Annotated in this window: 14 protein-coding genes; 8 read left to right on the plus strand and 6 right to left on the minus strand. The window is 68.5% G+C overall.

The annotated features are described in order from the left end of the window. The first annotated feature begins 130 nt into the window (after nucleotides 1-130). From tilS to VG566_RS15920, 3 genes are read left to right on the plus strand one after another with little or no spacing between them, the layout of a single operon-like run. Nucleotides 131-1,417: a tRNA lysidine(34) synthetase TilS gene (gene tilS, locus VG566_RS15910; RefSeq protein ID WP_241884328.1), complete on the plus strand. Its 1,287-nt coding sequence runs from the start codon at nucleotides 131-133 to the stop codon at nucleotides 1,415-1,417. A 36-nt stretch (nucleotides 1,418-1,453) separates the two neighbouring features. Then, nucleotides 1,454-1,714: an exodeoxyribonuclease VII small subunit gene (locus VG566_RS15915; protein WP_014647931.1), complete on the plus strand. Its 261-nt coding sequence runs from the start codon at nucleotides 1,454-1,456 to the stop codon at nucleotides 1,712-1,714. Continuing rightward, the gene (locus VG566_RS15920; protein WP_164110698.1) at nucleotides 1,704-2,582 is read left to right on the plus strand and encodes a farnesyl diphosphate synthase; all 879 of its coding nucleotides are present in this window, start codon (nucleotides 1,704-1,706) and stop codon (nucleotides 2,580-2,582) included. Before VG566_RS15915 ends, VG566_RS15920 begins: the two co-directional genes overlap by 11 nt. A 76-nt stretch (nucleotides 2,583-2,658) precedes the next feature. Here VG566_RS15920 and VG566_RS15925 read toward each other — a convergent pair whose 3' ends face one another. Continuing rightward, the gene (locus VG566_RS15925) at nucleotides 2,659-3,030 is read right to left on the minus strand and encodes a DUF4870 domain-containing protein (protein ID WP_014647933.1); all 372 of its coding nucleotides are present in this window, start codon (nucleotides 3,028-3,030) and stop codon (nucleotides 2,659-2,661) included. An 87-nt stretch (nucleotides 3,031-3,117) separates the two neighbouring features. Continuing rightward, on the minus strand, nucleotides 3,118-4,485 hold the full coding sequence (gene pmbA, locus VG566_RS15930) for a metalloprotease PmbA (protein ID WP_241884327.1): 1,368 nt from the start codon (nucleotides 4,483-4,485) through the stop codon (nucleotides 3,118-3,120). A gap of 68 nt (nucleotides 4,486-4,553) precedes the next feature. Here pmbA and yjgA point away from each other — a divergent pair, with 68 nt between their 5' ends. Continuing rightward, entirely contained in the window at nucleotides 4,554-5,141 is a 588-nt protein-coding gene (gene yjgA, locus VG566_RS15935) for a ribosome biogenesis factor YjgA (RefSeq protein ID WP_014647935.1), read from the plus strand. A gap of 41 nt (nucleotides 5,142-5,182) precedes the next feature. On the opposite strand, the gene tldD is transcribed toward yjgA, so the two are convergent. The 4 genes from tldD to VG566_RS15955 are packed head-to-tail and all read right to left on the minus strand — an operon-like array spanning nucleotide 5,183 to nucleotide 12,663. Next, entirely contained in the window at nucleotides 5,183-6,628 is a 1,446-nt protein-coding gene (gene tldD, locus VG566_RS15940) for a metalloprotease TldD (RefSeq protein ID WP_014647936.1), read from the minus strand. A gap of 58 nt (nucleotides 6,629-6,686) precedes the next feature. Continuing rightward, on the minus strand, nucleotides 6,687-10,544 hold the full coding sequence (locus VG566_RS15945) for a YhdP family protein (RefSeq protein ID WP_241884326.1): 3,858 nt from the start codon (nucleotides 10,542-10,544) through the stop codon (nucleotides 6,687-6,689). Nucleotides 10,545-10,574: 30 nt separating this feature from the next. Then, on the minus strand, nucleotides 10,575-12,062 hold the full coding sequence (rng, locus tag VG566_RS15950) for a ribonuclease G (protein WP_005418079.1): 1,488 nt from the start codon (nucleotides 12,060-12,062) through the stop codon (nucleotides 10,575-10,577). Further along, complete coding sequence (locus VG566_RS15955) at nucleotides 12,055-12,663, minus strand: Maf family nucleotide pyrophosphatase (RefSeq protein ID WP_197561830.1); 609 nt, start codon at nucleotides 12,661-12,663, stop codon at nucleotides 12,055-12,057. The genes rng and VG566_RS15955 overlap by 8 nt, the downstream gene beginning before the upstream one ends. A 129-nt stretch (nucleotides 12,664-12,792) precedes the next feature. Here VG566_RS15955 and VG566_RS15960 point away from each other — a divergent pair, with 129 nt between their 5' ends. The 4 genes from VG566_RS15960 (at nucleotide 12,793) to VG566_RS15975 (ending at nucleotide 18,982) form a co-directional block, all read left to right on the plus strand. Further along, nucleotides 12,793-13,530, plus strand: a complete 738-nt coding sequence (locus tag VG566_RS15960; RefSeq protein WP_049406598.1) for an SIMPL domain-containing protein — start codon at nucleotides 12,793-12,795, stop codon at nucleotides 13,528-13,530. 219 nt (nucleotides 13,531-13,749) lie between these two features. Further along, nucleotides 13,750-14,400, plus strand: a complete 651-nt coding sequence (locus tag VG566_RS15965; protein ID WP_134966372.1) for an energy transducer TonB — start codon at nucleotides 13,750-13,752, stop codon at nucleotides 14,398-14,400. Between the two features lie 197 nt (nucleotides 14,401-14,597). Continuing rightward, nucleotides 14,598-17,393 (plus strand): TonB-dependent receptor, encoded by a 2,796-nt coding sequence (locus VG566_RS15970; protein ID WP_014647941.1) that lies wholly within the window; start codon nucleotides 14,598-14,600, stop codon nucleotides 17,391-17,393. A gap of 167 nt (nucleotides 17,394-17,560) precedes the next feature. Continuing rightward, nucleotides 17,561-18,982, plus strand: coding sequence for a basic amino acid/polyamine antiporter (locus tag VG566_RS15975; RefSeq protein WP_046431885.1), 1,422 nt, complete (start codon nucleotides 17,561-17,563; stop codon nucleotides 18,980-18,982). Nucleotides 18,983-19,027 lie beyond the last annotated feature (45 nt).

Genomic DNA, 19,027 nt, shown 5'->3' on the forward strand with positions numbered 1-19,027 from the left:
CCGCCGTGGTTGCCGGCCGCCCCGCCATCCCACGGAATGCACGCTGTTGCTGTTGCTGTTGCTTCGGCCGTTGCCGTTGCATCGGCGGGTGCAGGGCGCAGCCCTGCCGAGCAACCCTATACTTGCCGCCGTGACTGCCTTCCCTGCCCTCGTTCCGCTGGATGCGCCACTGCTGGTGGGCTACAGCGGCGGTGTCGACTCGACCGTGCTGCTGCACTGGCTGTGGCGCTGCGCCAAGGCCTCCGGCACGGCGCTGCGCGCGGTGCATGTGCACCATGGCCTGCACCCCGATGCGGACGACTGGGTGCCGCATTGCCAGCAGCAATGCGCAGCGCTGGGCATCGAACTGGCCGTGCATCGCGTGCAGATCGACCCTACATCGGGCCTGGGCCTGGAAGGCGCAGCACGGCAGGCGCGACGCACCGCGTTCGTCGCCGAACTGCGCGACGGCGAAACACTGGCGCTGGCGCAGCACCTGGACGACCAGGCCGAGACCTTCCTGCTGCGTGCCCTGCGTGGCTCCGGCGTCGATGGTCTTGCCGCGATGTCCGCAGACAGCCGCGTAGGCGAACACCGTGTGTGGCGACCGCTGCTGGCGGTGCCGCGCCGTGCGCTGCTCGATTACGCGCACCAGCACGCGCTGCGCTGGGTTGAAGACCCCAGCAACGCCGACGACCACGCCGATCGCAATTTCCTGCGCCTGCAGGTGCTGCCGTTGCTGCGCCAGCGCTGGCCGCACGCCGCCGCGGCATTGGCGGGCAGCGCCCTGCATTGCCGGCAGACCCGCGCGCTGCTGGACGAGGAGGACGCCGAGCTGATCGCGCATCTGGAGGTGGCACCGCGTGTGCTGTCGCTGCAGCTGCTGCGCCAGGTGTCACCGGGCCGCGCCGCGCGCGTGCTGCGTGCCTGGGTGATCGGCCATGGGGCCGCCCCACTGCCGGCCACGGTGCTGCAGCAGGCGCTGGACGAACTGCTGCCAGCCAGCAACGATCGCCAGGCGCGGGTGCGCTGGCACGATCATGCCATCCAGCAATGGCGCGATCATGCCTATCTCCTGCCCGCGCAACTGCCGGCGCTTCCCCATGATTGGCAGGCCGGATGGGATGGACGCGCGCCATTGGCGCTGCCCGATGGCGGTCAGCTGCACCTGCACGGCGCCGAGGCCTTCGAACGGCCGCTCCAGGTCCGTGCGCGTGTGGGCGGCGAACGCATCCTGCTGCCCGGTCGCCAGCATTCGCATGCGCTGAAGGACTGCCTGCAACGCGAACACCTTGCCCCCTGGCGACGCGCCCAGCTGCCGCTGGTCTTCGATGGAGCGCAGCTGCTTGCCGCCGCCGACGTGGTCATCGCAGCTCCCCTGCAGGCCTGGTTGCAGGCCCACGACGCGCAGCTGCAGTGGCGTCCGGGCGGCTGGTGAATTGACCCCCGCGCGCAGCCCGTCCACACTTGCCGCATGGCCAAGAAGTCCCCCGAAAACGCCTCCCCGGTCGCCCAGTTCGAGCAGTCGCTCGAATCGCTGGAACAGCTGGTGGAGCAGATGGAAACCGGCGAGCTGAGCCTGGAAGCGTCGCTCAGTGCTTACGAACGCGGTGTCGGTCTGTACCGTCAGTGCCAGCAGGCGCTGGAGCAGGCCGAATTGCGCGTGCGCCTGCTCAGCGATCCGGCCCAGCCGGAAACGGCCGAGCCTTTCGATCCGCCCAACCATGACGGCTGAAGCCCTGTTCGCGCGCTGGCGCGACCGTATCGAAAGCCAGCTCGATGCCGCCCTGCCCTCGCCCGCCGAAGCACCGCAGCGCCTGCACCAGGCCATGCGCTATTCGGTGCTGGGCGGTGGCAAACGCATGCGCCCGCTGCTGGTGTATGCCAGTGGCCACCTGTTCGGCGCGCAGCCGGAACAGCTGGACGCGGCGGCGATGGCTGTCGAGCTGATCCACGCCTATTCGCTGGTACATGACGACCTGCCGGCGATGGACGACGACGCCCTGCGCCGCGGCAAGCCGACCACCCACATCGCCTTCGACGAAGCCACCGCGATCCTGGCCGGCGACGCCCTGCAGACGCGTGCCTTCGGCCTGCTGGCCGATGCGCCGCTGCCGGCCACGCTGCGCGTGGCCTGCCTGCAGACCCTCGCTCACGCGTCCGGCGCCTCCGGCATGTGCGGCGGCCAGGCGCTGGACATCGATGCCACCGGCCAGCAGCAGACCCTGGCGGCACTGACCCGCATGCATGCGCTGAAGACCGGCGCGCTGATCCGTGCAGCGGTGCGCATGGGGGCGCTGTGCGGCCAGGCCCACGAGCCGCAGCTGGCCCAGCTCGACAGTTTCGCCGATGCACTCGGCCTGGCCTTCCAGATCCGCGATGACATCCTCGATGTCGAAGCCAGTTCCGAACAGCTGGGCAAGACCGCCGGCAAGGACGAGGCGCAGGACAAGAGCACCTTCCCCGCGCTGCTCGGCATGGACGGCGCGAAGGCGCAGCTGCGCGAACTGGCCGCACGCATGCAGGCCACGTTGGCCGGCCATGGCGAAGAGGCCGATGCGCTGCGCGCGCTGGCAACGCTGGCGGTGGAACGCGATCACTGATCGCCGCCGGTGACGCTGCCCTCAAACAGGAACGCCCGGCAATGCCGGGCGTTCCTGTTTGCGCATGCGGCCGGTATTACTTGATCAGGCGCAGGGTGAACGGGTAGCGATAGGCTTCGCCGTTGTTGGCCTTGACTGCGGCAATGATGCAGAACACCAGGTTGATGATGCCCACGATCGGCGCCAGGATGCCGCCGATGATCACCACCATCAGGATGATGCTGATGACCATGGCGATGGTCACGGTGATCTGGAAGTTCAGCGCTTCCTTGGCCTGGTCGGTCACGAAGGCCTTGCTGGCGTCATCCTTGTTGATCAGCCAGATGATCAGGGCGCCGATGAACCAGGTGAAGATGCCCAGCAGGTGCGCAGCCAGCGCCATGGTGCGCTGGTCGGCCGGGGCATCGGTGGTTGCCGGCGGCGGCGGGACGTTATCGAATTCGCTCACGACAAAACTCCTTTTCATTGGGTGGTCTTGACCCACCAGCACCAAGCTGGTTGCGTCAGGCGCGCATAGCTTACGTCATCAATGCCATCAATCATTACCGGCGACGGTCATCCGCCCCAGCAGGATCGAACCGGTCCGGATGTGCGAGCGCGGGTCGACGTCGCTGCCGACCGCCTCGATGCTGCTGAACATCTCGCGCAGGTTGCCGGCGATGGTGACGCCGTCCACCGGGTACTGGATCTCGCCGTTCTCGACACGGAAGCCGCCCGCGCCTCGTGAGTAATCGCCGGTCACCCCGTTCACGCCCTGCCCCATCAGCTCGGTCACCAGCAGGCCGTCACCCATCTGCCGGGCGATCTCTTCCAGCGGGCCGGCATTGGCCGCCAGCTGCAGGTTGTGCACGCCGCCAGCATTGGCGGTGGTCTGCAGGCCCAGCTTGCGCGCCGAATAGCTGCCCAGCACGTAGCGCTGCAGTACGCCGTCTCGGACCAGCGCCGAACTACGGGTGGCCACGCCGTCGCCGTCGAAGGCGGCCGAGCGCAGGCCACGGCGCAGGTGCGGCAGCTCGTCGATCTGCATCCATTCCGGGAACAGGCGTTGGCCGACGCTGTCCAGCAGGAAGCTGGCCTGGCGGTACAAGGCGCCGCCGGACACCGCCGACAGCAGGTGGCCGACCAGGCTGCGCGCCACTTCCGGGGCGAACAGCACCGGCATGCTGCCAGTAGCCAGTGAACGCGGCTGCAGGCGGGCCACGGTGCGCTCGGCGGCACGACGGCCGACCAGGCCCACGTCTTCCAGGTCCTCCCGGGCAAGCGCGCTGGTGTACCAGCCATCGCGCTGCATGCCATCGCCCTGCCCGGCGATCAGCGCGCAGCCGACCGAATGGTGGGTGCCGCGCTCACGACCAAAGAAACCATGCGAATTGGCATACACCGACAGGCTCTGCATGCTCGACACCGATGCGCCGTCGGAATTGCGGATCTGCGCGTCGGCCTCGCGACCGGCCGCCTCGCAGGCCAGGGCCAGGTCCACCGCCTCATCGGCCTGCAACGCCCACGGGTGCCAACCGTCCAGCTCAGGGAAGTCGGTGGCCATCAGTGCGGCCTCGGCCAGGCCGGCAGCCGGGTCATCCTCGGTATGCCGGGCAATCGCGCAGGCCTGCTCGACCGTAGCGGCCAGGCTGGCCTCGTTCAGGTCACCGGTGCTGGCACTGCCCTTGCGCTGGCCGAAATAGACGGTCACGGCGATGCCGCGGTCACGCGTGGACTGCACGATCTCGACCTCGCCGAGGCGGACATTGACCTCCAGTCCGCGGTCCTCGCTGCAACTGACCTCGGCCTGGCTGGCGCCCAGCGCGCGGGCGCGGTCGAGCAGCTGCTGGGAGAGGTCGGCCAGCCGTTCCAGCCGGGCCGGGCTGTCGTCGCCGACGGCCACTTCAGGGGCGATCACGTTCAATGCTTTATCCTGTACAGGTTGGGCCCGGCATCACGCCGGGCGACTTTTTTTGAGATCAGGTAGGGACGATGCGCGGACGCGACGAAGAAACCGGTGAATTCCACGACAAGAGCCGCAGCCAGAACCGGCGCGACGCGCTCGACGTCCTGGCCCTGGGCGAGAAGCTGGTGTCGTTGACCCCGGCCCAGCTGGCGCGCCTGCCGATCCCGGAAGACCTGCTGCCGCATATCGCCGAGTGCAAGCGCATCACCGCCCACATCGCCCACAAGCGCCAGCTGGCGTTCCTGGCCAAGCACATGCGCCGCGAGGACGAGGCAACGCTGGACGCGATCCGCGATGCGCTGGACGCCAACAGCGAGACTGGCCGCCGCGAAGTGGCGATGATGCACCGCGTGGAAGACTGGCGCGACCGCCTGTTGGCCGACGGTGACAAGGCGCTGGCCGCCCTGCTTGACGACTACCCGCAGGCCGACCGCCAGCAGCTGCGCACCCTGGTCCGCAACGCGCAGGCCGAAAAGGCGAAGAACAAGCCGCCGCGCGCCTACCGCGAGATCTTCCAGGTGCTGCGTACGCTGATGCTGCCGGCGGCGCTGGGCTTGAAGACGGCGGGCGACGAACACGCCGGCGATCCGGTCGACGAGGCCGACGAGGACTGAGTCCGCGCCGGCCCGGGCGGTGGCCGCGGCCATCGCCACGCTCAGGCCTGCGTACCGCCGACGGTGATGCCCTCGATCAACAGCGAGGGCTGGCCGACACCCACGGGCACACTCTGCCCGTCCTTGCCGCAGATGCCCACGCCCTCGTCCAGGGCCAGATCGTTGCCGACCATGCGCACCTTCTGCATGGTCTCCGGGCCGTTGCCGATCAGGGTCGCGCCCTTCACCGGGGTGGTGATGCGGCCATCCTCGATCAGGTAGGCCTCGGTGGCCGAGAACACGTACTTGCCGCTGGTGATGTCGACCTGGCCACCGCCGAAGTTCACCGCGTACAGGCCCTTCTTCACCGAACGGATCATCTCCTGCGGGTCGTGCTCGCCGGCGCGCATGTAGGTGTTGGTCATGCGTGGCATGGTCAGGTGCGCGAACGATTCGCGGCGCCCGTTGCCGGTCGGGGCCATGCCCATCAGCCGCGCGTTGAGGCTGTCCTGCATGTAGCCGACCAGGATGCCGTCCTCGATCAGCGGGGTGCACTGGCTCGGGTGGCCTTCGTCGTCGATGTTCAACGAACCGCGGCGACCGTCGAGGGTGCCGTCGTCGACGATGGTCACCCCCGGTGCGGCGACGCGCTCGCCGATGCGGCCGGCGTAGACGCTGGTGCCCTTGCGGTTGAAGTCGCCTTCCAGGCCGTGGCCGACCGCTTCGTGCAGCAACACGCCCGGCCAACCCGGGCCGAGCACCACCGGCATCATGCCGGCCGGCGCCGGCACCGCGTCCAGGTTCACCAGCGCCTGGCGCAGCGCTTCCTGGGCCAGGGCTTCGGGGCGGCCGCTGGCGAACAGCGCTTCGTAGCCATAACGGCCACCACCACCGGCGTAGCCGGACTCGCGACGGCCGTTGTGTTCGACGATGACCTGCACGTTCAGGCGTACCAGCGGGCGCACGTCGGCCGCCAGCACGCCGTCGCTGCGGGCGATCAGCACCGTATCGACGCCGCCGGACAGGCTCACCATCACCTGCTTCACGCGCGGGTCGGCGGCACGCAGGTAGCCATCCAGGCGCTTGAGCACCTCGACCTTGGCCTCGTTGCCGATGCCGTCGATCGGGTCCAACGCTGGGTACAGCGCGCGCGCATTGCCGCGCAGCAGTGAACGTCCGGTCTGCGCACCGCCCTCGCGCGAGATCGCGCGCGCCGACTGCGCCGCCGCCAGCAGCGCATCGGCATGGATGTCATCGGAGTAGGCGAAGCCGGTCTTCTCGCCGGAAATCGCCCGCACGCCCACGCCCTGCTCGATGGAATGGGCGCCGTCCTTGACGATGCCGTCTTCCACGCTCCAGCTCTCGCGGCGGGCGTGCTGGAAATAAAGGTCGCCGAAGTCGACACCAGGGCCGAGCAGCTGCCCGAAGGTGCGCTCCAGGCCGGCGGTATCCAGGCCGCCGGGGCGCAGCAGGCGGTCTTGGGCAAGCGTCAGGGCGATATCAGTCATGGTTTCGATCTGGGGGTGCGGGGGCGCTCAGGCAAGCCCCGTGAACGGGAAGCCGTGCTCAGCGCGAGCGCGGCAGGTCGGTGACGGTCGGCGGAATGGCCGGTGCAGGTGCCGGCACGGGCGGTGATGGGGTCTTGTCGCGGCTGCGCTCGATCACTTCCACCTTCGGCTCCTTCCATGGACCGGTCACCTTGTAGGTACGGGCGCCAATCTCGCCCAGCGGCTTGGACAATACCGCATTGGTGGCCGCGCCCAGCGCCGCCCCCACCGGGCCGCCGGCCACCGCACCGACCACGGTCAGCAGGTTGCCCGCGCGCGGGTTGACGTCGATGGTCTGGTCGAACTGCTGGTTGCGCAGGTCGGCCTGGCCACGGATGGTGATGTTGGCCGCCGGGCCTTCGATCAGCACCTTGTCGGTGCGCGCCATGCCCTGACCGAACTGCATGCTGCCCTCGATCTGGTTGAACGCGAAGCCCTTGGAGAAGAAGTCGCGGAAATCGAACATCAGCCGCCGCGGCAGCTGCGCGACGCTGAGCAGGCCCAGCACGCGGCCGGCGCCCGGCTCCAGCTCCAGCAGCTGGCCATTGCGCGCATGCAGGTCGAGGCTGCCCTGCAGGTTGCCCAGCTGGAAGTCCGACGGCCCCCCGCTCCAGGCCGCCTGCAGCTGCGCCTGGCCGGAACCGCCGCGCAGCTGGCCGCCATAATCAAGGTTCTGCATCAGCCCGCCCAGGTCCTCGCTGCGCACCTGCGCGGTCAGTTCGGTGCGGGCGCCGCCCGTACGGCCGAGCCAGCGGCCGGTGATGTCGATTTCCTGGTCCGGCGCGCGGAAGCGCAACGCGTCCACGTTCAGGCCGTTGGCCAGCGGGCGCGTGCGCAGCACCGCCTGGCCCAGCACCACCTCGCCGAACTTCAGGTCGGCGATGTCCAGCGCGAACGGCGGCAGCGTGGCCGGGTCCATGTCATTGGCACCGGCCTGTACCCGCGCCGGCGCGGCGGCCGCACCCGGTGCCGTCGGCAGTGACTGCCAGTGCACGCGGTCAAGCTGGCCGCTGATGGTGCCGCCGTCGGCGTTGGGTACGGTCAGGCGGCCGGCCAGCGACGGCCCGTCCAGGCGCACGTCCAGTGCCTGCGGGCCCGGGTGCAGCTGCAGCCGGGTCTGCTCGAACACTCCGCCGATCAGCTTGAGCTGGCCGACCTGCACGTCGACCGCGCGCAGCGGCATCGCGTCGTCGTCACTTCCACCGCGCGCCAGGCTGATCCACTCCAGCGCATCCAGGGTCGGGCTGCGGCCATTGACCGTCAGTCCGCTCGCCGGCGGCTCGCGGTCGACATGGTCGCTGCCCAGCGTGACCTGCACACCGGTCTGGTTGTTGTGGCTGCGCGCGGCCAGGGCCAGGCGCTGGCCGAACGCTACGTCGATGCGGCCGGCGCCCATCGGCAGCTGCGCGGCCACCGTGGTCGCCAGCGGCTCGGCGGCCGGCTTGTCCAGCGGCGCCGGCAGGTCGAGCCGGGTGCCGACCAGGTCCGAACCCAGTCGCAGCTCGCTCGGCGGCGCAGGTGCGCCGGGCGCCACCTTGGGCAGGTTGACGCCGATGGTCCAGGCCGAATTGCCGTTGATGTAAGGCTTGAGCCAGGCCATCTCCGGAGCACGGTCGATCAGCACGCTGGCATCGAGGCGGGCGGTCAGCTGCGACTCGAAGGCGCGCGTGCTGTCATGCACGTAACCGCCGGCACGCAGGCTCAGCCGTCCTTCCTGGCCGAGGTGGCGCACCGCCAGGTCCTCGGCGCCGAAACCGCCATTGCTGTAGCGCGCCTGCCCGTGCATGTTGTCAAAGGTCAGCTGGAAGCGCTTGTCGACCAGCTTCACGCCGGCCAGATCGACCGTGCCCTGCAGGTGGCCCTCGCCTTCATCCTGATGCAGCGGCTGCAGCAGATCGAAGGTCACATGGGCCGGACCGCTGGCGACCAGATTGTCCAGCGTATCGCCGTAATCCTTGTGCAACGGGCTCAGGCGCAGCATCGCCAGCAGCTTGCCGGCCTCGCTCGGCGCATCGGCACGTACGTACAACGGCTGGTGCCCGAAGTCCGGAATGCCCGCTTCGAATTTCTGTACCGCCACGCCGGCAAGATCACCCCGTCCACGCATGTCGAAGCCAGGGCCGATGAAGGCGATGTCGGCGTCGACCTGGCTCATCAGCGGCCAGTCGTGCTGGAAGCGGATGTCGCCATTGGTGATGTGGCCGGTGGCCTCGAAGCGGCCATCATTGTTGTCGAACGGCCAGTCGTCCAGGTCACCGGTGACCAGGCCGACGCCATTGCGCACCTGGCCGCCAGCCAGCGCCATGTCCAGCCAGTCGGTGGCGCCCTTGCTCATCTTGGAGTGGATCCAGAAGCGCTTGGCCGCCGTCATCGGCACGTCGTCCAGCTTCGCGGCCAGCTGCAGCCACGGCCGCGTGCCGTCGCCCTGGAACCAGACCCCGCCGCGCACGTCGGCCGCGTAGTCGGTGCCTTCCACACGCATCGCCGGCGTCCCGATCCGCCAACCACCGCCCTCGTCGCGCCAGCCCACGATCTGTCCGGCCAGGTGCAGGTCATGGCGCACGCCGAAGCCGGTCGGCCAATCGAACTGCAGCTGCCGTTGCGGTTGCAGCTGCAGGCTGAAGCCGTCGGCGTCGCCTTCAAAGCGCCCGCCCAGGCCGCGCAGGCCGGGCGAGTTGCCCACGCTGGCGAAACCCAGCGACTGCAGTTCACCCTGCGCCCACAGGGGGCCATCGCGTTCGCCCGACAGCTGCAAGGCGCGCACGTCCAGCTGCGGCCTGGACAGGAACAGCCAGCGACGCAGGCCCGGCTCAAGGCGATCACTCAGGGCCAGCGCACGCAGTGCGATGCCGGCCTGCACTTCACCGGAACGGACCTGCAGCTGTTTGCCGACCTGCAGCTGCAGGCCATCGAGGCGCTGCTCGCCGTCTTCATTCTTCAGCCGCAGCTGCGGTACCTGCAGCGCCCAGCCCTCGGCCTGGCGCTGCCAGCGCAGGCGGGCCTGCAGTCGCTGCAGCTGCAGCTGCGGCGCCGCCATGCCGGGTATCGGTGCGCCATCGATACGCACGTCGCGCAGGTCCGAATCCGTGGTCAGCGCCACCGGCGCGAAATCGCGCAGGGTCAACCACAGGTTCAACTCGCCCTTGCCCTCGCGCAGGCGCACGCCGCCAGCCGCCAGCAAGGGCGCCCAGGCGTGGAAATCGACCGGGTCGGCGCCCAGCCAGGCCTCGCCGTTGCCGCGCGCACGGTCCACGTCCAGCACCGCGGTCAGCGGCAGCGCTTCGGGCTGCGCCCAGGCGCGTACGCCCACGCGCAGGCGATCGCCATTGACCCGCATGCGCAGGTCGATGCGCGGCAGCGTGGTGTCGATGCCCAACGTCGGCGCCTGCACGCCCAGGCGCCCCCCGATCACCTGCAGCTCGCCCAGCCGGCGCAGCGCATCCAGCGGATCGCCGCCGTTGTCCGATTGCGGCAGCCCGCGCACCGTCCAGCGTCCGTCCTCGCCCTGCTGCAGGTCCAGCGCCAGGCCACGCAGGCGCAGTTCGGTCAACGAGCGGCCGGGCAGCAGCCCGCTGTACATTGACACCAGCACTTCGGCCTCGCCGATGGCCAGGCCCTGCCCGGCGCCGATGCGCAGGCCCTTCAGCTGCAGCAGCGGACCACGCCGGGTCCAGGCCGTCTGCAGCTGGTCGAAATGCACCGGCTGGCCGGCACGCTCACTCAGCCAGGCGGCAATCCTGTCGGGGTGACGCTCGGCCAGCGGCAGCAGCTGGCTGAGGGTACCCACCAGCAGTGCCAGCCCGACCAGGCCTACCGCGCAGGCGGCAATGAAATGACGGCGGATCCTTCGCAGTCGCAGGCGCGGCGGCGCGCTCATCGGCCACCGCCGGCCTGCGGCCGGCGAGGATCAGAGCAGAACGACATCGAATTGCTCCTGCAGGTACTGCTCGTCCGCCTGGAAGCGGATGCTCTTGCCGAGGAATTCCTCCAGCTCGGCCACCGCCGAGGATTCCTCGTCGGTGATGCGCGCGACCACCTTGGTCGAGGCGATCACCAGCAGGCGTGCGGCATCGAACTGGCGCACGGCACGGGTGATCTCGCGGAAGATCTCGTAGGTCACCGTTTCGGTGGTCTTGATGCTGCCACGGCCACTGCACTGCGGGCACGTTTCCGACAGCTGGCGCTCCAGGCTTTCCACCGTGCGCTTGCGCGTCATCTCCACCAGCCCCAGCGGCGAGAAGTCGTACACCGTGGTCTTGGCATGGTCGCGGGCCAGCGCCTTTTCCAGGGTGCGCAGCACCTGGCGGCGATGCTCGGCATCGTCCATGTCGATGAAGTCGATGATGATGATGCCGCCCAGGTTGCGCAGGCGCAGCTGGCGGGCCACCGCCTGTGCCGCTTCCAGGTTGGTGCGGAACACCGTCTCTTCCAGGTTGCGCTGGCCGAGGAACGAACCGGTATTGACGTCGATGGTGGTCATCGCCTCGGTCTGGTCGATCACCAGGTAACCACCGGATTTCAGCGGCACCTGCTTGTCCAGCGCGCGGCCGATCTCGTCCTCCACGCCGAACATGTCGAAGATCGGGCGGTCACCGGAGTACAGCTCCAGCTTCTCGGCCAGCACCGGCATGTACTTGGCGACGAAGGCCTGCAGTTGGCCGAAGGTCTCCTTCGAGTCCACCTTCACCTTGTCCACGTCCTTGCGGATCAGGTCGCGCACCGACCGCAGCGGCAGGCTCAGGTCTTCATAGATGATGCTGCACGACGGCGCTTCGCGGCCGCGGCGCTCGACCACGTTCCACACGCGCGACAGGTAGGCGATGTCCTCGGCGATGGCCTCGGCCGGCTGGCCTTCGGCGTTGGTGCGCACGATGTAGCCGTAGCCGCCGTGCTGCGCCGACAACTCGGTCACCAGCGCCTTCAGGCGGGCGCGCTCGGTTTCATCCTCGATGCGCGCGGACACCCCCACCACCTTGGACTGCGGCAGCAGCACCATGTAGCGCGAGGGAATGCTGATCTGCGTGGTCAGGCGTGCACCCTTGGTGCCGATCGGGTCCTTCACCACCTGCACCACGATGTCCTGGCCGTCACGCAGCAGCTCGACGATCGGCACGCTGGCCGGCGGCGGCAGGGTCGTGTTCTCGGTGTCGGCACTGGCCACCGGGGCCGGGCGCACCACGTCGTTGGCGTGCAGGAACGCGGCGCGCTCCAGGCCGACCTCGACGAACGCGGCCTGCATGCCGGGCATGACCCGCTGCACCTTGCCCTTGTAGATGTTGCCGACCACACCCCGGCGCCAGCCGCGCTCGATGTGCAGTTCCTGCAGCATGCCGTTCTCGATCACCGCGACCCGGGTTTCGCGGGGGGTCACATTGACCAGGATTTCCTCAGACATCGGCAGCCTCCCTGGCGGCATCGGCAGTGGGGGCCGGCACGCCACAGCGCGCCAGCAGACGATCGGTATGCAGCAATGGCAGCCCCATGACGCCGGAGTAGCTGCCGGAAAGATGTTCGATCCAGCGCTCGGCCCCGCCCTGGATGGCGTAGGCCCCGGCCTTGTCCAACGGCTCGCCGGTGGCGACATAGGCGGCGATGTCGGCGGCGGCGATCGGGGCGAAGGTCACTTCGGAAATGACCAGTTCGCTGTCCAGCCCGTCGGCACCGACCACCACCACCGCGGTCATCACCTGGTGGGTGCGCCCGGCCAGGCGCGCCAGCATCTCGCGCGCGCCGGCGGCGTCGGCCGGCTTGCCGAACACTTCACCGTCCAGCACCACCTCGGTGTCCGAGCCGAGCACCCGCGCCTGCGGGTCTTCGGCCAGCACCCGGGCCAGCCCGGCGCGCGCCTTGTCGGCGGCGACCCGGCACACATACTGTTCGGCACTCTCGGTCGCGGCGCGCTGCTCGACGACCTCCAGGTCCAGGGCCTGGAAGGGGCGTCCGAGTCGGGCCAGCAACTGGTTGCGTCGGGGGGAGCGGGAAGCAAGATAGAGCATCGGCACAGCATAACCTGAGCCCGTCACCTGAATCGTCGGCAACCCGTTACGGAACGCGTACAACCCCGTACAGGCTCACAGCGCGTTCATCGCTACGACACCACCCTCACCGCACAACAAGGAGATCCCATGCGCCTGACCGCCACCCCGCTGCTGCTCGCCCTGTCCCTCGCCCTTGGAACCTCGATGACTGCCCATGCTGCTCCGTCGTCGCCGTCGATCGCCGCCGCGGCCGAAGGCACCCTGCTGAACATTTCGGCCAACGCCGAGGCCACCCGCGTGCCGGACGTCGCCACCCTGTCGGCCGGCGTGGTCACCCAGGCCGCCGACGGCAACAGCGCCATGCGCCAGAACGCCCAGCAGATGGACAAGGTGCTGGCCGCGATCAAGGCCGCCGGCATCGCCGAGCGCGACGTGCAGACCAGCGGCGTCAGCCTCAACCCGCAGTACCGCTATGCCGACAACGAGGCGCCGAAGATCACCGGCTACCAGGCCAGCAACACGGTCAGCCTGAAGGTCCGTGACATCGCCAAGCTCGGCAAGGTGCTCGATGCGCTGGCCGCTCAGGGCGCCAACCAGATCAACGGTCCGCAGTTTGAGATCGACCAGCCCGAACCGGTCTATGACGAAGCCCGCCTGGCCGCGCTGAAGAAGGCCCAGGCCCGCGCCCAGACCTATGCCAAGTCGCTGGGCCTGCAGGTGCGCCGCATCGTCAGCATCTCCGAGAACAGCAGCGGCGGTTTCCGCCCGATGCAGATGATGCGCACCATGGCGGCCGGTGCGGCGATGGACAAGGCCACCCCGGTCGCACCGGGCGAATCGACCGTCTCGGTCAACCTGGACGTGGTGTTCGAACTGGGCCGCTGATCGCGTCCGCCGCGGTCGACGACACAGGCGGGTCCCGCAGGGGGCCCGCCTTTTTCGTGCCCTCCGCCGACACTGGCTGAAGGCCAGCCCAACGATCATGCCCCTGCCTCTAGGCAGTAGCCGTCGTGCCGCGCTACTGATGGACTGCCAGCCGCGTGCGGCAACCCCGCCACGGGCCCTGGTGCGTTGAGGACTTCGTCACTGGCATGGAGGTGGATCATGGTTCGTACGTACCCCGTTGCATCCCTGCATTTCGACCCCGCCCGGGTGGCCGCCTGGAGCGCGGCGATCGCCCTGCACCTGCTGGCCTTCCTGTTGCTGCTCATCCCTGCGACCTACCAGGCCGTGCAGGTCCCGCGTGAAAAGACGCCGGTCCGGCTGATCGAGAAGATCCCGCCACCGCCGACACCGCCGGTTCCGGTCACGCCCAGGGAGATCGTCCAGGTGGTGCCGAAACCGCGAACGCAGCCGGTGGTACCGCCACTGCCCGCGCCCACCGCGACCGTGGAGGAGACCCAGGGCATCGCGTTGCCGGCCGCCGAACCGGCTCCGCCGCAGCTGGCGCCCAGCATCGACACGTCCACCCCTCTGGCCGGCGCCCAGCTGCAGTACCGCAGCGCCCCGCCGCCGACCTACCCCATCCAGTCCCTGCGCAACCACGAACAGGGAACAGTGCTGTTGCGGGTGGAAGTGGACAGCCATGGCCAACCGGTCGCGGTCAGCGTCGAGCGCAGCAGCGGCTCGCGCAACCTGGACCAGGCCGCCCGCCAGCAGGTGCTCCGGCACTGGCGCTTCGAGCCTGCCCAGCGTGACGGCGTGGCAGTTCCGGCCATCGGCCTGGTACCGGTACAGTTCTCGCTGCCCGACTGAGCCCCACCACCGGCCCGGCCTCGCGCCGGGCCGGTCCCTGCCGCTGCCCGGGAAATGCGGACAGGCCAGGGACCAAGCGTTACCGATTAAGCAAAATTTCACGACTTCGTCACCTGCAGGAAACCTAGATTGGCGCGTCCCGGTATCGATCCGGCGACAGCCCTCAACGCTACGGTTTTCCAGTTAGGAGAGAAGCTGTGAAACACCCGATCCAACGGCCCGCCAGCCGCCGCCGCAGCACCCTGGCATCGTCCATCACCCACATCCTCACCGGCGGCGCCCTGCTGCTGGCCGGCGCCGTCGCTTCCTCCTCCGCCTTCGCGCAGGAAAAGGCCACCAACCTCGACCGCATCACGGTCACCGGCTCCAACATCCCGCGCACCAACACCGAGACACCGTCGCCGGTGCAGGTGGTGACCCGCCAGGAAATCGACCGCACCGGCAAGACCTCGCTGGCCGAGTACCTGCAGACCATCACCGCCGATGGCGCCGGCTCGATTCCCAAGACCTTCGGCAACGGTTTCGCCGGCGGTGGTGCCGGCATCTCGCTGCGCGGCCTGGGCGCCGGCTCGACGCTGGTACTGTTGAACGGCCGCCGCATGGCCACCTATGGCCTGGCCGATGACGGACAGAAGGTCTTCACCGACCTCAGCACCATTCCGCTCGATGCCGTCGAGCGCGTGGAAGTCCTGAAGGACGGCGCTTCGGCGATCTACGGTTCCGATGCCATCGCCGGCGTGGTCAACATCATCCTGCGCAGCGACTTCCAGGGCGCCATCCTGCGTGGCTCCTACGGCCTGTCCGGTGACAGCGATGGCGACGCCCGGAAGGCAACCCTGACCGCCGGTACCGGCGACCTGGCCACCGATGGCTGGAACGCCTTCTTCAGCCTGGACGTTGGCAAGACCGACGCGATCAAGATCAGCGACCGCAAGAACCGCAAGTGGATCGGTACCGGTGACACCCGCCCGTGGGGCTATGACAAGACCGCCCAGTTCCTCGGCGGTGCCTACACCCGTGGTGGCACCTCCGGCGGTTCCGGCCCGAACGGCTCCTACCTCGACGCCACCGGCCATCTGGTGCCGCTGCCGGGTTGCGCCGGCCTGACCACCATCGGTGGGCAGACCCCGGCCAGCATCGCCGCCGATGGCTGCCTGTGGGATCCGGCGCAGCAGTACCGCGACCTGATTCCGGAAGAGAAGTACGTCAACGTGTTCGGTCGCGCCAGCTTCGCCTTCGGTGAAGGCGGCGAGATCTACACCGAGATCGGCTACTCGAAGAAGGAAACCATCTTCAGCAACACCCCGTCCGGCGTGTCGGGCGGCTGGGGCTATCCGGGCGGCCCGGTCAATGCCAACAGTGGCCCCGGTGCCACCGTGCTGGGCCCGAACCATCCCGACAACCCGACCCCGGGCACGGCGCGCCGCGTGCGTTACTCGGCCTGGGATGTCGGCCCGCGCGTGACCGACAACACCAATGAGTTCAACCGCTTCCTGGTCGGCATCAAGGGCAACTGGGGCGACTGGAGCTACGACACCGCCTACCTGCACTCGGGCACCGACCTGACCAACAAGCGCACCGGCTTCCTGCGCTACAGCGCCGTCCAGTGTGCACTGGGCAATGCCAACTGCGCCGGTGGCGTGTGGCGTATCGGTGATGATGCCGGCAAGAACTCGCAGGCGCTGTACGACTACATCTCGCCCACGATCAGCGCCCGCGCCAAGTCCAGCCTGGACATGTTCGACTTCACCGTCTCGCGCAGCCTGATGGACCTGAAGGGTGGTCCGCTGGGCCTGGCGATCGGTACCGAGTGGCGCAAGACCAGCAACAGCCTGACCCCGCAGACCTACACCGACCAGGGCGACATCATCGGCCTGGGCTACTCGGCCTATGACGGCACCCAGAACGTCTACGCCGGCTACGTCGAACTGTCGGCACCGGTGCTGGAACAGCTGGAACTGTCCGGCGCCCTGCGTTACGACAAGTACGAAAGCGGCGAAGGCAAGGCTACGCCGAAGCTGGGCGTGAAGTGGACCCCGGCCGACTGGATCGCCCTGCGCGCCAGCTACGCCGAAGGTTTCCGCGCGCCGAACCCGGCCGAGAACGGTGACGGTGGCCTGGCCGCCTTCTCCACTGCGGTCGACCCGGTGCGTTGCCAGATCAGCGGCGGCGCTGCCAGCGAATGTGGCGCCAATTCGGTGGCGATCATCACCAAGCCGAACAAGCTGCTGAAGCCGGAAGAGTCCAAGAGCTACTCGGTCGGCATCGTGCTGCAGCCGACTTCGACCACCTCGATGACCGTCGATGCCTGGCAGATCAAGCGTACCAACGAGATCGTGCAGGGCAGCACGGCGGCGGCGATCCTGGCCGGCAACGTGCTGCGCGACAGCAACAATCTCAATGGCGTGGCCAACAGCGGCACCATCCTGGCGGTCAACACCGGCTACGTGAATGCCAGCTCGTCGCGCGTGCGCGGTATCGATACCGATATCCGCCAGACCTTCGAGATCGGCCCGGGCCAGCTGGAGCTGGACCTGCAGTGGAGCCACATCCTGAAGTTCGAGCGCACCGAAGGCGGCGACACGGTTGATTACGTGGGTACCCACGGCAACTGCGACGTCACCAACTGCATCGGTACGCCGAAGGACAAGGTCAACTTCGGCACCACCTGGAAGCAGGGCCCGTGGAGCGTCAGCGGCATCGTCAACTACATCAGCAAGATGGACAACATCGACAGCCGTGGTGGCAGCTACCTGGCCTTCTACGCTGACGGTACGCCGGTGAAGAAGATCTCTTCGTTCACCACGATGGACCTGTCCGGTCGCTGGAGCATCAACGACTCGTTCGAACTCAACGCCTCGGTGGCCAACGTGTTCGACCGCATCGCCCCGCTCGATCCGACCACCTACGGCGCGGTGAACTACAACCCGATGCACTTCTCCGGTGCGCTGGGCCGTTACTACACCGTCGGCTTCAAGTACACGTTCAAGTAAGACCGGTTGCAGCGTCACCTTCGAAGGCCCGGGCCGTTGCCCGGGCCTTCGTCGTTTTCACGCGGGCCGGTTCCTGCAGGCTGGCGCTTGCCTGCTGACTCTTGCGGACATGTTCACGAGGACATGGCTACCGTATGCTCGCGGCATCCGCGCCGCAGGGGATCTCCATGGCCGCGACATCGCAACGGCTGGGCCTGCCCGCGTTGACTGCACTGGTAGTCGGCTCGATGGTCGGCGCCGGCATCTTTTCACTGCCGCAGAACGTCGCGCGCAGCGCCGGCCCGGCCGCCGCCTTGATCGGCTGGGCGGTCAGTGGCGCCGGCATGCTGATGCTGGCCTTCGTGTTCCAGGCCCTGGCCAATCGTCGCCCCGACCTGGATACCGGCATCTACGCCTATGCGCGCGAAGGCTTCGGCAACTACATCGGCTTCTCTGCGGCGTGGGGCTACTGGGTGGCGTCGGTGCTCGGCAACGCCAGCTTCTTCGTACTGATCTTCAGTGGCCTCGGCCACTTCGTGCCGGTCTTCGGTGAAGGCAATACACCCGCCGCCGTGGCCGCCTCATCACTGCTGCTGTGGACCGTGCACCTGCTGGTGCTGCGCGGCCTGCGCACGGCCGCCATCGTCAACGGCCTGGTGACGGTGGCCAAGCTGCTGCCGATCGCGTTGTTCCTGATCCTGGCGGCGGGCGCGTTCCGCATGGACGTGTTCCGCGCCGATTTCCTCGGTACGCCCGCACTCGGCGACCTCGGCCAGCAGCTGCGCGGCATGATGCTGGTGACCGTGTGGGTGTTCATCGGCATCGAAGGGGCCAGCATCTATTCGCGGCGTGCCGCGCGCCGTGCCGACGTCGGCCGTGCCACGGTGATCGGTTTCCTCGGGGTCTGGCTGCTGCTGGTACTGGTCAGCCTGCTGTCGATGGGCGTGCTGTCGCAGGCCGAACTGGCCGGGCTGCCCAATCCGTCGATGGCCTATGTGCTGCGCGCCATCGTCGGCGAATGGGGCGCGACGGTGATCATCATCGGTTCGATCGTCTCCGTACTCGGCGCATTGCTGGCCTGGGTGCTGCTGTGCGCCGAAGTGCTGTATGCCGCCGCCGGTGACGGCACCATGCCGGCCTTCCTCGGCCGCGAGAACGCGCGTGGCGTGCCGGCCAATGCACTGTGGTTGAGCAATGGCCTGATCCAGTTGTTCCTGCTGATGGTGCTGGTCAGTTCGGGCAGCTACACCGGGCTGGTGCTGCTCGCTGCGTCGATGAGCCTGGTGCCCTACTTCCTGTCCACCGCGTTCGGCGTGCAGCTGGCCTGGCGCGGGCAGGCCTACGCCGGCGAACCAGGCGTGCGCTGGCGCGATTTCGGGGTCGCACTGCTGGCCAGCGCCTATGCGCTGTGGCTGGTGTATGCCGGCGGCCTGGACAACCTGCTGCTGTCGGTACTGCTGTACGTGCCCGGCGTGGTGTTGTTCGCTTTGACCCGGCGCCAGCGCGGCGAGCGGGTATTCACGCGCTGGGAGTGGGTACTGTTCGGCGCGATCCTGGCGGTGGCGATCGCCACGCTGGTGGCCTTCTGCAGAGGTGAGCTGGCACTGTAGAGCCGAGCCCACGCTCGGCTTCACACAGGCAGCCGAGCATGGCTC

Origin of the sequence: Stenotrophomonas sp. CASM114, from assembly GCF_049384325.1 — a bacterium.
Classification (GTDB): Bacteria; Pseudomonadota; Gammaproteobacteria; order Xanthomonadales; family Xanthomonadaceae; genus Stenotrophomonas; species Stenotrophomonas muris.

Excerpts from the sequence above, each read along its gene's own strand:
- yjgA (WP_014647935.1), top strand. The coding sequence starts at position 4,554 with ATGCGCGGACGCGACGAAGAAACCGGTGAATTCCACGACAAGAGCCGC.
- VG566_RS15965 (WP_134966372.1), top strand. The coding sequence starts at position 13,750 with ATGGTTCGTACGTACCCCGTTGCATCCCTGCATTTCGACCCCGCCCGG.
- VG566_RS15920 (WP_164110698.1), top strand. The coding sequence starts at position 1,704 with ATGACGGCTGAAGCCCTGTTCGCGCGCTGGCGCGACCGTATCGAAAGC.
- tldD (WP_014647936.1), bottom strand. The coding sequence starts at position 6,628 with ATGACTGATATCGCCCTGACGCTTGCCCAAGACCGCCTGCTGCGCCCC.
- rng (WP_005418079.1), bottom strand. The coding sequence starts at position 12,062 with ATGTCTGAGGAAATCCTGGTCAATGTGACCCCCCGCGAAACCCGGGTC.
- VG566_RS15960 (WP_049406598.1), top strand. The coding sequence starts at position 12,793 with ATGCGCCTGACCGCCACCCCGCTGCTGCTCGCCCTGTCCCTCGCCCTT.
- VG566_RS15915 (WP_014647931.1), top strand. The coding sequence starts at position 1,454 with ATGGCCAAGAAGTCCCCCGAAAACGCCTCCCCGGTCGCCCAGTTCGAG.
- VG566_RS15955 (WP_197561830.1), bottom strand. The coding sequence starts at position 12,663 with ATGCTCTATCTTGCTTCCCGCTCCCCCCGACGCAACCAGTTGCTGGCC.
- VG566_RS15975 (WP_046431885.1), top strand. The coding sequence starts at position 17,561 with ATGGCCGCGACATCGCAACGGCTGGGCCTGCCCGCGTTGACTGCACTG.
- VG566_RS15945 (WP_241884326.1), bottom strand. The coding sequence starts at position 10,544 with ATGAGCGCGCCGCCGCGCCTGCGACTGCGAAGGATCCGCCGTCATTTC.